Below are 12,768 nucleotides of genomic sequence, written 5' to 3'. Positions count from 1 at the left end.
TGCTCTATTAAAAAGCGCGAAGGACTCATTGAGTCTTTCGCGCTTTTTCATTTTATGCGGTGCTTATATTTTCACGACTATTTTTTGACACACAGCGAAAATATTTTTCAGCTCAATACCAAGTGGTTAAAATTTAGACTTTTTAACGTCTAATGCTGACTTCACTTGCGGTAATGCCGTCCCGCCCAATGCTTCACGCTTGGCTAAACAAGACTCAATCGTTAAGCAGTCATAGACATCTTGCTCAATCACGGCAGCGAATGATTTCAACTCTTCAAGAGCAAAATCCTCTAGTGGTTTCTTGGCAGCTAACGCACAAACGACAACCTCACCTACAACATGATGCGCCTCACGAAATGGCACACCTTTAGCGACTAAGTAATCGGCCAACTCTGTTGAGTTTGCATAACCTTGTTGAGCTGCCTTGAGTGTATTTTCACGGTTAACAGTTAAGCCACTTAATACCAATGCCGCCATCTCTAAACAAATGGCCCAGCTATCCATCACATCGAACAAGCCCTCTTTGTCCTCCTGCATATCTTTATTATATGCAAGCGGGAGTGCTTTCATCGTGGTGAGAATACCAACTAAGCTGCCATAAACACGGCCTGTTTTACCACGAATAAGTTCAAGGGCATCTGGATTCTTTTTCTGTGGCATCAACGATGAGCCCGAAGTCACTTCATCGTCGAGATCGATAAACCCAGCTTCACCGCTATTAAAAAAGATCAAATCCTCAGCCATACGACTCAAATGCATCATGCTAATTGAGGCATCACTGCAGATCTCAATCACATGATCCCTGTCTGACACGCTATCTAAACTGTTCAATGTCGGTGATGCAAACCCTAACGACTCAGCGAGCTTATATCTATCCATCGGATATGCCGTCCCCGCTAATGCGCCAGTACCAAGCGGGCATGTATCAGCGCGTTTTAGCGCATCTTCAAGACGACTAATGTCACGTTCAAACATCTCAACATAAGCTAAACACCAGTGACCAAAAGCAACAGGCTGAGCACGCTGAAGGTGGGTATAGCCAGGCATCACAGCATCGAGTTCACGCTCAGCGAGTTCGAGCAAAGCTTGCCTAAGTTTTACCAAGAGCCCTAACTGTTGTTGCCCCTCTTTCTTACACCAGAGCTTAAGATCCGTCGCCACCTGATCGTTACGTGAACGACCCGTATGTAATTTTTTACCTAGATCACCGACTTTAGCAATCAAAGCCGACTCAACAAAACTGTGAATGTCTTCGGCTCCAGACGCTAGAATAAGCTCAGGATTATTGGTGACTTCCGCCAACAGATCTTTTAAGGCCTTTTGCAACTTGTCACACTCAACTTGAGTCAAAATTCCTACTTGCGTAATCGCAGCAGCCCAAGCGATAGAACCAACAATATCTTGCTCAATCAAACGATAATCGACAGGCAATGAGTCATTGAATAATTTAAACAACGCGCTACTTTCTTGACTAAACCTTCCGCCCCATAATGCCATGCTGACTTCCTCTTGTTTCTGTAAAAAGGGACGCTTAGCGCCCCGTTTAATTCTATAAATTAGTAGACTGTAATTTTCTAAATTTTGGGATTTAATGCTCTAATACGACTTGCAAGAGAATAAAGGCGGATAAAGCCTTCAGCATCTTTCTGGTTATACACGTCATCTTCACCGAAAGTCGCAAATGCTTCAGAATAAAGGCTATTTGGAGAACGTTTCTTAACCGCTTGAGCCTGACCTTTATAAAGCTTAATCACAACTTCGCCATTGACTAAATTGGCTAACGGCTGAGATGCACCAAGCAAAGATTCACACAATGGGGTAAACCAACGTCCATCATAAACAAGGTGCGCCATCTGAGCACCAATCTGCTCACGCCACTCACGGCTGCTCTTGTCTAGTACTAACTCTTCAACAGCACGTAGCGCTGCAAACATCACAGTTCCACCAGGGGTTTCGTAGCAGCCACGTGACTTCATACCCACTAATCTGTTCTCAGTAATATCGATTCTGCCAACACCATGTGCACCAGCCACTTCGTTAAGCACCATAAGGGCTGCATAAGGAGAAAGAGCCTCGCCATTAACCTTAGTGATCTTGCCTTGCTCAACTTCAATCGTCACATATTCAGGCTCACTAGGGGCATCTTCTGGCGCAACGGTCATGGTCCACACGCCTTTAGTCGGCTCGTTCCATGGATCTTCGAGCTCACCACCTTCGTGTGAGATGTGCCAAGCATTAGCATCACGGCTGTAAATTTTAGTCGCAGAAGCCGTTGTTTCAATATTGCGTTCGGCAAGATAGTCAAGTAGATCTTCACGACTCACCATCTCCCACTCACGCCAAGGTGCTATCACTTTTAAATCTGGTGCCAGCGCAGCAAAACAGCCTTCGAAACGAACCTGATCATTACCTTTACCTGTACAACCATGACAAACCGCATCAGCACCTACTTTACGTGCAACTTCAACTTGTGCCTTGGCAATAATAGGTCTCGCCATTGACGTACCGAGTAGGTAAGTCCCTTCATAGATAGCACCAGTAGCAATGGTCGGATAGATATAATCAGCAACCAACTCCTCTTTTAGATCGACAATATGGCACTCAGATGCTCCCGAAGAGATGGCTTTCTCATATAGCCCTTCTAACTCAGCTTCGCCCTGACCCACGTCAGCACAAAATGCGATGATTTCACAATCATCGTAGGTCTCTTTTAGCCAAGGGATAATCGCTGAAGTATCGAGTCCACCTGAATATGCCAAAACGACTTTCTTAACACCGGTTTTTTTTATTACTGCTGACATGTTTATTTCCTAATTCTGTTAACGTGTCTCACAGAGCAACTCTGCAAGACCAATATAGATTAAATTACTGACCTAATAAGGTAACCAAAACGGCATTTTGTGCGTGCATGCGGTTTTCCGCCTGTTGCAATATAAGTGAGCCTTCACCGTCGACCACCTCAGCGGTAACCTCTACTCCTCGGTACGCAGGTAGGCAGTGCATAAAGAAGTTAGCACCCGCTTTTTTCATCATCACTTCGTTAACTTGATAAGGCTGGAATTTAGCTTTTATCTCACCCAAGTCCGTATCATCACCCATAGAGATCCACGTATCGGTGTAGATGGCGTCCTGTTCAGCTAACTGCTCAACATCTGATGTAAGTATTAGCTTACCACCATGCTTTGCTGCCAAAGCTTGAGCTTCGACAACAACTTGCCCATCAGGAAAATGACCCGGTGGACAAAGCACTGTCATCGTCGCCCCTAAAATAGCTGCGCCATACATCAACGAATGAGTCACATTATTACCATCACCCACATAAGCGAGTTTAACCTGACTCAAGTCATCGAATTTTTCCGACAATGTGAGAAAGTCTGCTAAGCCCTGACAAGGATGATAAAGATCAGACAGTGCATTGATCACAGGCACCGTACCGTATTCGGCCAAGGTTTCGATGGTTGAATGCAGAAAAGTCCTCGCAACGATGGCATCGGCCCAACAGGAGATATTTGCCGCAAAGTCCGACACAGGCTCACGCTTACCTAATGCGCCATTTTGTTGATCCAAATAAAGACAATGACCACCCAATTTATTAATACCTATGTCGAAACTCACACGGGTTCTCAATGAAGGCTTTTCGAATAACATCACCACACTTTTACCATCTAATGCATGTCTATATTCTGCAGGATTAGCCTTAATCTTCTTAGCAAGAGAAAGTAACGCTAAGAGCTGCTCTTGGGATAGGTCTTTAATCGATAATAAGTGGTCCATTCAAACTCCTCTAGTTGGTGATGTCACCAAACTTGTCACTTTAATAACAGGCCGCTTTAAGCCCGCTAAAATTTAATTTTATATAAGATTTAATTAGGTTGGATCTGCGTACCAATACTTTGTCCATTAGACAACGCAGCTAGCTGATCAGCACTTCTCCATGAGGCGACTTGAACGGTCTGCCCCATCAGTTCAGCAACATCAAGGGCCGCCTCGACTTTGACCTTCATGCCTTTTTCAATCACGCCTTTATTGGTTAAATCCTCTACCTGAGCCCTGTTCAAACTTTGAATTAATTGACCTTTACCGTCGAGAACACCTGATACATCAGATAACAGTACCAGTTGAGCATCAACCAACTTGGCCAATACAGTGGCAGCTTGATCCGCATTCACATTAAGCTGTTGACCACTTTCATCGATGGCAATAGAACTCACGATGGGTAACCAACCTTGCGATAGCAAGAACTCGAGATACATTGCATCTTTGGGAGCAACCTCGCCCACAAACCCTAAACTCTCATCTTTGACTTTGGCGACAACGATATTGCCATCAGCCAAACTCATACCAACCGAAGTCACACCAGCTTTGATAGCTGCCGCCTGCAAAACCTTATTTGAAGTACCCGCCAGCGCACCAACAATGACGGGGATCTGCTCAGCAGGAGTGACTCTTAAGCCATCAAGCTTTTCCGTCTTCATGCCATTAGCTGTAAGTTGTTCATCAACCAAACAACCTCCACCATGGACTAAAATAATTCTCTGCCCCTTGGCTATCATCTTAGCCGCAGTATCCATCAACCTTGCCATCCCCATCTCACACTGAAGCAGGGCACCACCAACTTTGATAACTAATGTGTCACTGTTTTTTGTCATCGTAATCGCCTGTCTAATTAGTATTTGAAATGAATCTTTATGCACTGAAGGGCTTGGCTAGCAGCTCCCTTCATCAGGTTATCAATCGCGCTCGCTACCACCAAATAACCCGTCTGAGGATCAAACTTCCATCCAAGGTGGCAATTAGGTGTATTCGTCACATCATCCACTTTAGGGAATTGATTTTGTTTTACTGTGATCAAGGGAGCATCATCATAAACGGCATAAGCAGCTTTAATATCGGCCTCGGTTGTTCCCGCTTTTAGCTGCACTGTGATCGTGGCTAAAATGCCCCGTTTGAAATTACCTAAATGAGGCGTGAATATCACTTCCTGACCCAACTGCGTTACGATTTCAGGCTGATGCCTGTGACCGAGTACACCATAAGGGGTTAAGCTCACCTCACAAAAACTAGTATTCAGTTGCGCCTTACGTCCAGCACCGGTAACCCCACTCACCGCATTGATCACCGGTAAAACAGCAGTCAATAATGAACTCAATGGCTTAAGCGCTGTAAGTGATGCAGTCGGATAACATCCCGGCACAGCAATCATCTTACTGTCCGCAATTTGAGCAGCATTCCACTCGGCCAGTCCATAAACAGCATGAGATAAAACTTCAGGATAATCATGCTCAAAGCCGTACCATTTGGGATATTGAGTTGTATCTGAGAATCTGTAAGCGCCACTGAGATCGAATACGGCTAAACCTTGTTCAAAAAACCAAGCAGCCAAATGCAAACTAACAGCATGATCGGTAGCCAGCACCACGCCGTCGGCTTGTTTAACGATAAGGGCTTTTGCTTCAGCTGATAAAGGTGATAGAGACTGGGAAATATGACTGTATGTAGGGTAAAGCTCAGACAAAGGCTTACCTTTATCTAGACTATTTTCTGAGACATAAAGGCCTTGAATAACTAAGTTATTATCGGCATCGATGAGAGAAGTAATTTGTGCGCCGGTGTAACCACTCGCGCCAATAATCGCAATGCTTTTCATAATCTGACACTTCTTAATTTGAATATTAATGCTTTAAAAGTAAAAAAAGAAAGGGCACAACTTAAGCCCCTGGTAGAAATACCAATTTTGACAAGTTTATCGTCGCAGGAAGTCTTTATATATCGCCTTAATAATAAATTTTATGTGTAGATTATTCATTTGTACTCTCAATAATATCCATTGTAATCTGGTGCTCGTCTTAGCTGTTTGATAGACTACCACAAGAAACTAATTATGCAATATATTTGAATATATATATTTACGGAATAACTTATGAGTTCATTAGCAGATTTGAAAAGCAATTTTAGCCAATTAATTGCTACACCTTCGATAAGTGCACTCGAAGTCGAGCAAGATATGAGTAACCAAGGCGTCATCGATCTCTTGCAAACTTGGTTTTCAGAATTAGGGTTTGAATGTAAGGTTCAGGCAGTTGAAGATTCACGCAATAAGCATAATTTAGTCGCCTCTTTTGGCTCTGGTAAAGGAGGATTACTGTTAGCCGGTCACACTGATACCGTACCGTACGACGAAGGACGCTGGAGCCAAGACCCATTTACCTTGACCGAAAAAGATAATCGTTGGTATGGCTTAGGCACCTGTGATATGAAAGGTTTTTTTGCCCTTGTGCTTGAAGCCCTAAAGGATATGCCGCTGACTCAATTCAAACGTCCGCTTCACATTCTCGCCAGCGCCGATGAAGAAACCACCATGAATGGCGCCAAGGCATTCGCACAGCAAAAATCTATCGCGCCAGATTATGCCATCATAGGTGAGCCCACCAGTCTCAAACCGGTATATATGCATAAAGGTCATCTTACTCAAGGGATCCGAGTTGTAGGAAAGAGTGGTCACTCTTCCGATCCAGCCAAAGGGATCAATGCCATCGAGATCATGCACCAAGTAATGGGGCAGCTATTAAAGCTCAAACAACATTTGGCAGATAATTATAGAGAAGAGGCGTTTAGCGTACCCTACCCTACGATGAATTTTGGCCACGTTCACGGCGGTGATGCTGCCAATAGGATCTGTGGTTGTTGCGATCTCCACATCGATATACGACCACTGCCGGGACTGGAACTGGATGTGTTAGAGCAACTGGTCATCAACTACCTTGCACCGATCAATGAAAAGTATCCTGGTTGTATCAATGTCGCACCGCTTTATCCAGGATCTGAGCCTTTTGCAGACAGTGCAGAAAACAGTTGGAGTAAACTTGTTGCCGAACTATCAGCCCATGCCCCCGAAGTTGTTAACTATGCCACCGAAGCACCCTACATCTCTAAGCTTGGCTGCCAAACACTCGTACTTGGACCAGGAAGTATCGAACAAGCACACCAACCCGATGAGTATTTGGACACTAAGTATCTCAACCAGACTGTTAGTTTATTGAAACAACTTATCTATCACGCATGTATTAAATAGTTAATTTCTATAATAACTTAGGCTATTTACATCAGCTTAAGTGATATAAAACACATAAGCTCACAATATCTCGCATGCCAATATTGACCTTGGCCATCAAGCCTAGGTATTGTGGCTGACTAGCATAAATCTTGGTATGGAGTAAGTATGGCTGATATGTATGCGTCTTTGAGGTCCAATGTCGGTACCTTAGGACAGATCCTTGGTGACACAATTCGCACCAATTTAGACGATCCTTTTCTTGATAAAATTGAGCAAATTCGTCAACTCGCTAAAAACTCACGACAAGGCGACGAAGCCTCTCGTGAAGAGATGCTCAAATTACTCGCTGCACTTCCTGATAATGAGCTGGTTCCTTTTGCTAAAGCATTCAATCAATTTCTAAACTTAGCGAACATTGCAGAGCAATTTCACACCATCAGCCGCAATTGTGACGAACTGGTTTGTGTCCCTGATCCTGTAGAACAACTGCTTAGCAGAGTATTAAGTAGCAATATCGACCAAGATAAAATGCTCGATTGCTTACAAAACCTAGACATTGATTTAGTACTGACGGCGCACCCAACAGAGATATCTCGTCGAACCTTAATCCAGAAATACTCATCTGTTATCGACAGTCTTGCTGCCTTAGAAAATCCACAGCTCACTGAGCGAGAGAAGAAACAACAACACCTTCGCTTACGTCAGCTTATCGCACAGATCTGGCACACTAACGAAATTAGACACGAGCGTCCGACACCAGTTGACGAAGCACGTTGGGGCCTGAGCACCATAGAGGGCTCACTCTGGCAAGCCATTCCTGATTTTCTCCGACAGCTTAATGAACAAGTCGAAGAAAAAACGGGTAAGCAACTCCCAATCGACATATCCCCAGTACGCTTTTCAAGCTGGATGGGTGGCGATCGCGATGGCAACCCCTTTGTCACCGCTAAAGTGACTCAAGAAGTATTGGATAGAAACCGCCATACAGCGGCTCGCATGTATTTAAAGGATGTCGTCTTACTGGTGAACGACCTATCTATGGAGGGAGCCAACGATGAATTGTTAGCACTCACTAACGGTAGCCACGAACCATACCGAGATGTGCTGCGCGATATCAGGCTGAAACTCAGAAACACCATAGATTATTTAAATGAACGCTTATTAGGTCACCAACCAGAAATCGATTTAGACACGATTATCTGGCATGAAAACGATCTTAAAACCCCACTGATGATGCTTTACAAAAGCCTCTGTGATTCAGGCATGAGCTTAATCGCTAACGGCTTATTACTTGATACCTTACGCCGTATCGCCTGTTTTGGCATCCACATGCTCAGACTGGATATACGACAAGATGCCGAGCGCCACAGCGATGTGATTGCTGAACTCACTCGTTACTTAGGTATGGGAGATTTTGGCCAATGGGATGAAAGCGAGAAACAATCATTCCTACTCAGAGAACTCAGTAGTAAGCGTCCACTGATCCCATCGAACTGGCAACCAAGCGCTGAAGTTGCTGAAGTTGTCAGTACTTGTCGTCTTGTCGCAACTCAACCTGCTCGCGCCCTTGGTTCCTATGTGATCTCCATGGCCAGCAAGCCATCAGATGTATTAACGGTTTTATTATTATTAAAAGAGACTGGCTGTCCGCACCCGATGCGTGTTGTACCTCTTTTTGAAACCTTAGACGATCTCAACAACGCGTCTAGTTGCATGACTGCGCTATTTGCCATTGATTGGTACCGTGGTTATACCAAAGGTCATCAAGAAGTGATGATTGGTTATTCTGACTCCGCAAAAGATGCCGGTGTAATGGCAGCAGCTTGGGCGCAATACCATGCCCAAGAGCAGTTGGTTGAAGTAAGCCGTCAAGCCGATGTAAAACTAACCTTGTTCCATGGACGAGGTGGCACTATCGGACGTGGTGGTGGACCTGCTCATGAAGCTATTCTTTCTCAACCGCCGGGATCAGTAGACGGCCGTATTCGCGTCACTGAGCAAGGTGAGATGATCCGCTTTAAATTTGGGTTACCTAAACTCGCAGTGCAGAGCTTAGCGCTGTACACCTCAGCAGTAATGGAAGCCACACTGCTGCCACCTCCTGAGCCTAAACCTGAATGGCGCACATGTATGGAGAGACTGGCTGAAGAGTCAGTTGCCGCATACCGTGCTATTGTTCGAGAAGAGCCCGATTTTGTCGCCTATTTCCGCGCAGCGACCCCAGAAGTTGAATTGGGTAAGCTACCTCTAGGTAGCCGTCCAGCAAAACGCCGAGTTGATGGCGGGATAGAATCACTACGCGCGATTCCATGGATCTTTGCTTGGTCACAAAACCGCTTAATGCTCCCAGCTTGGCTTGGCGCAGGTGAGGCATTACAAGCCGCAAGTGATAGAGGAGATATGCCACTACTGCAAGAAATGGAACAGGATTGGCCTTTCTTTAAAACAAGGATCTCTATGTTAGAGATGGTTTATGCTAAAGCTGAACCTAACTTAGCCAAGTACTATGAAACATGTTTAGTACCAGAAAATCTGCATCATCTCGGTGACGCATTGAGAGCTCGTTTAGCAACAGGCATCAAAGCTGTGCTAGAACTGACTCAATCAGAAGCGTTAATGGAGCATACTCCGTGGAGCCGAGAATCGGTGACATTGAGAAACCCCTACATCGATCCATTGAACTTTATGCAGGCTGAACTGTTAGCCCGAACTCGTAAAGAAGAAGCCCCATCAACCAATGTAGAGTTAGCATTAATGCTTACTATTGCAGGTGTTGCTGCAGGCATGAGAAATACAGGTTGATGAAACTCTTAAGTTGCATGCTTCCTCTCACAATGCTGTTACTGACTGGATGTGTTAGCCAGTACAGCATTACAGAAGAGGAATTAGAAGGCTATCTATCCGATGAGATCCATTTCGAAGTCAAAGAGGGTAACCAACTCTTTGGCATTGAAATGCGCATCAATAATATCGATGTAGAGTTGGGACATAAAGCTGACACTATGTCAGTCACAGCTGATAGCGTGATTAAGATCAAAAACCCGTTAGTCCCGTTCAAAGCGAATATGAAGACGACCTTTGAGGCCGAGCCTTGGTATGATGCTCAAAGTCATAGCGTCTATTTAAAGCAGTTAACACTCGTGAGTATCGAATCTGATCCTAAAGATATTGAGAAAGCGGTGAAACAAGTGGCGCCACAAATGATGGGGTTCTTGACTAACTTTTTAGAAACGCAGCCAGTTTATGTACTTGATACCTCTGAATCTAATCAAGCTTTAATCGCTGACATGACTAAGCAGATAAAAGTAGAGCCTGGAAAGCTAAAGCTAATATTTGACGAATAAGTTTATAACCTTGTTAGCCTAATACAGAAAATGCAATCAACACCCTTGATTGCATTTTTTATATGTATTTTTAAACTATTTACTAAAACGTGAAAAAGAAGCGTAATCCACAATGACAGCTTCACCTAATAGCTCGCGTCTAAGCATGTCATAGGCAACTGCGGTACTTAAAGTACGCACCAATGCACGAGATCGACTAGGAAGTTTCAGCATCTGACTGTACACTCCTGACTTAGTCGCTAAAGCGATAGCGACAGTACCAACTGGCTTTTCATCACTTCCACCTTCAGGTCCGGCAATACCGCTGGTAGCAAGAGCGAAGTCACTATCCAAAATTCCACGAGCTCCTTTAACCATCTCCTCTACCGTGGCAATTGATACCGCGCCATGATCATCTAGTGTATGAGGGTTAACACCTAATACTTTTACTTTAGCCTCATTACTGTAAGTGACCAAACCTTGATGCAGGTAAGCAGAGCTTCCAGCAAATGCCACTAAACCGCTTGTGATCATGCCTCCAGTGCAAGATTCAGCAACACTCAGGGTTAAACCAGAATTAACTAATCGATTATGGATCTCTTGATCTAACGTTGTAATGTCTTCTGCCACAACTCCATTACCAAGTATCTCTTCCACCCTTTCAGTTATTCTTGGGATCGAATCAATCGCCAATTGCCCACGCGCAAACAGCTTTATTTCGATATAAGGCATATAAGAGCGGTAACCTAGCGTGATCCCTTCAGGTAAAGAAATCACCTCAAGTTTGTCTGCCAAAGCTGACTCACCATTTCCAAGTGTTAGCAGCTTCTTCACTGAAACGGGCTCAGATAAAGGGAATCTATCCTCAACAAAAGGAATGAATTGATCAGTCACCATGCGCTTGAATTCAAAAGGAACACCAGGAGTAAAGAACAGCCAGGCACGATTGAATTTGACTGCAAATCCGCAAGCTGTACCGACAGGGTTATCGATCATCACAGCCCCTTCGGGAAGTAACGCCTGCTTTAGGTTACTTGCAGCCATAACTCGACCATTTTTGGTAAACCAAGCCTCTAACTTATTGCGCCACTCTTTGTTTTCAACAAGACTTACTCCCATAGCGGAAGCCATAGCCTCAGTAGAGAGATCATCACTAGTAGGCCCTAAACCGCCATTGACCATTATGATATCGGCTTCAGTACTACGCTCTTTAAATACTGCAACCAAATCTTCTAAACGGTCACCAACGGTTATACGGCGCTGACATTCAATTCCCTTTTCCATAAGCGCGTTAGCAAACCAAGCAGCATTCGTATCTACTATCTGCCCCGCTAACACCTCTTCACCAGTACAAATCATCTCGAGCTTCATCGACAATCCTAAGTCAGTAATCCGTTAATACCAGCTAAAGTAACAAGCCCAGTCTCAATAGCAATACCAGCATAGAATTTATTTGAGGTTCAATATGTTCAATTAAAAAGACGGTTCTAATTAACGCGCTACAGGTATGAATATCTTGCCCTCACAGCACAGTTTTTATGACGTTATTCGCGGAAGTTTAGAAACCGTTTAATAAGGAAGGTGGTTAGAAATGACAAATTGCAGACGTAAAAAAGCCCGCTACATCGTAGCGGGCTTAAATACTAAATAGGCGCCTGTCATGGCCAGCTACGCTAAAGCTTCGCGCTCATAAGCACATCACTATCGCAATATTCGCCCTACTCTTTATTATCCTCGAAAGGGACACATGGGGCCGAAAAAGTAGTGTATTGGATGCGCAGCATTCAGCTGCTTTGTAGCGAGAAGTGACGAAGTCGCTGAACTGGGGAGCCCGCTTAGCGGCGGGTCGACATCGAGGTAGGCATTGCACGTACGTGCTTAAGTGGATAAGCCACCTGTCTGCAATAAATTCGATACGGAAAATGAAATTTCAAACTTCTAAAATCCCAAACGCAAAAAAGCCACCTTAATAAGGTGGCTTTGTCACTTAAATAGGCGCCTGGAAATGACCTACTCTCACATGGGGAGACCCCACACTACCATCGGCGCGATTGCGTTTCACTTCTGAGTTCGGGATGGGATCAGGTGGGGCCACAATGCTATGGTTTCCAGACAAATTTGCTATTACTTTCAGCTTTTAAAAAGCTAAAGGTAAATAATTTCGAAAGCTGTTATCTCACATTCGCAAGATAATTCTAAATAATTGGGTAACACGTAAATCAAGTTCGTATTCTTTTGTGCTTATGAAGTAATCACTATTGTCGCTTCATAAAACCCATCTGGGTTGTATGGTTAAGCCTTACGAGTCATTAGTACAAGTTAGCTCAACGCCTCACAACGCTTACACACCTTGCCTATCAACGTCCTAGTCTCGAACGGCTCTTTAAAGAG

At 44.3% G+C, this 12,768-nt stretch carries 9 protein-coding genes and 2 rRNA genes; 3 read left to right on the top strand and 8 right to left on the bottom strand.

Going from position 1 to position 12,768, the window contains the following annotated elements; genetic code table 11:
- Positions 1-126 precede the first annotated feature (126 nt).
- The 5 genes from argH to argC form a co-directional block, all read right to left on the bottom strand.
- The gene (gene argH / locus FN961_RS07510; protein WP_143563939.1) at positions 127-1,497 is read right to left on the bottom strand and encodes an argininosuccinate lyase; all 1,371 of its coding nucleotides are present in this window, start codon (positions 1,495-1,497) and stop codon (positions 127-129) included.
- Between the two features lie 77 nt (positions 1,498-1,574).
- Entirely contained in the window at positions 1,575-2,801 is a 1,227-nt protein-coding gene (locus FN961_RS07505) for an argininosuccinate synthase (protein ID WP_143563938.1), read from the bottom strand.
- Between the two features lie 64 nt (positions 2,802-2,865).
- On the bottom strand, positions 2,866-3,774 hold the full coding sequence (locus FN961_RS07500) for an ornithine carbamoyltransferase (RefSeq protein ID WP_143563937.1): 909 nt from the start codon (positions 3,772-3,774) through the stop codon (positions 2,866-2,868).
- 89 nt (positions 3,775-3,863) lie between these two features.
- Positions 3,864-4,649 carry an acetylglutamate kinase gene (argB, locus tag FN961_RS07495; RefSeq protein ID WP_143563936.1) on the bottom strand — a complete coding sequence of 262 codons (786 nt, stop codon included), beginning with the start codon at positions 4,647-4,649 and terminating at the stop codon, positions 3,864-3,866.
- A gap of 17 nt (positions 4,650-4,666) precedes the next feature.
- The gene (argC, locus tag FN961_RS07490) at positions 4,667-5,647 is read right to left on the bottom strand and encodes an N-acetyl-gamma-glutamyl-phosphate reductase (RefSeq protein ID WP_143563935.1); all 981 of its coding nucleotides are present in this window, start codon (positions 5,645-5,647) and stop codon (positions 4,667-4,669) included.
- 273 nt (positions 5,648-5,920) lie between these two features.
- Between argC and argE the strand changes: the two genes are divergently transcribed.
- From argE to FN961_RS07475, 3 genes are all read left to right on the top strand, one after another.
- On the top strand, positions 5,921-7,072 hold the full coding sequence (gene argE / locus FN961_RS07485) for an acetylornithine deacetylase (protein ID WP_143563934.1): 1,152 nt from the start codon (positions 5,921-5,923) through the stop codon (positions 7,070-7,072).
- A gap of 147 nt (positions 7,073-7,219) precedes the next feature.
- A complete protein-coding gene (gene ppc, locus FN961_RS07480; protein ID WP_143563933.1) occupies positions 7,220-9,856 on the top strand; it encodes a phosphoenolpyruvate carboxylase in 2,637 nt (878 codons plus the stop codon).
- Positions 9,856-10,398 (top strand): YceB family lipoprotein, encoded by a 543-nt coding sequence (locus FN961_RS07475; RefSeq protein ID WP_143563932.1) that lies wholly within the window; start codon positions 9,856-9,858, stop codon positions 10,396-10,398. The genes ppc and FN961_RS07475 overlap by 1 nt, the downstream gene beginning before the upstream one ends.
- A gap of 75 nt (positions 10,399-10,473) precedes the next feature.
- On the opposite strand, the gene FN961_RS07470 is transcribed toward FN961_RS07475, so the two are convergent.
- The 3 genes from FN961_RS07470 to FN961_RS07460 form a co-directional block, all read right to left on the bottom strand.
- Positions 10,474-11,748: a CinA family nicotinamide mononucleotide deamidase-related protein gene (locus FN961_RS07470; protein ID WP_143563931.1), complete on the bottom strand. Its 1,275-nt coding sequence runs from the start codon at positions 11,746-11,748 to the stop codon at positions 10,474-10,476.
- A gap of 626 nt (positions 11,749-12,374) precedes the next feature.
- Positions 12,375-12,490, bottom strand: a 5S ribosomal RNA gene (rrf, locus tag FN961_RS07465).
- A gap of 175 nt (positions 12,491-12,665) precedes the next feature.
- A 23S ribosomal RNA gene (locus FN961_RS07460) occupies positions 12,666-12,768 on the bottom strand; the annotation flags it as partial.

This window comes from Shewanella hanedai (genome assembly GCF_007197645.1).
Taxonomy (GTDB): Bacteria; Pseudomonadota; Gammaproteobacteria; order Enterobacterales; family Shewanellaceae; genus Shewanella; species Shewanella hanedai.
This window is presented reverse-complemented; position numbering and strand designations above follow the sequence as displayed.

Bases quoted from the DNA above. Each gene is read 5' to 3' on its own strand.
- argH (WP_143563939.1), bottom strand. From the start codon at position 1,497: ATGGCATTATGGGGCGGAAGGTTTAGTCAAGAAAGTAGCGCGTTGTTT.
- FN961_RS07505 (WP_143563938.1), bottom strand. From the start codon at position 2,801: ATGTCAGCAGTAATAAAAAAAACCGGTGTTAAGAAAGTCGTTTTGGCA.
- FN961_RS07500 (WP_143563937.1), bottom strand. From the start codon at position 3,774: ATGGACCACTTATTATCGATTAAAGACCTATCCCAAGAGCAGCTCTTA.
- argB (WP_143563936.1), bottom strand. From the start codon at position 4,649: ATGACAAAAAACAGTGACACATTAGTTATCAAAGTTGGTGGTGCCCTG.
- argC (WP_143563935.1), bottom strand. From the start codon at position 5,647: ATGAAAAGCATTGCGATTATTGGCGCGAGTGGTTACACCGGCGCACAA.
- argE (WP_143563934.1), top strand. From the start codon at position 5,921: ATGAGTTCATTAGCAGATTTGAAAAGCAATTTTAGCCAATTAATTGCT.
- ppc (WP_143563933.1), top strand. From the start codon at position 7,220: ATGGCTGATATGTATGCGTCTTTGAGGTCCAATGTCGGTACCTTAGGA.
- FN961_RS07475 (WP_143563932.1), top strand. From the start codon at position 9,856: ATGAAACTCTTAAGTTGCATGCTTCCTCTCACAATGCTGTTACTGACT.
- FN961_RS07470 (WP_143563931.1), bottom strand. From the start codon at position 11,748: ATGAAGCTCGAGATGATTTGTACTGGTGAAGAGGTGTTAGCGGGGCAG.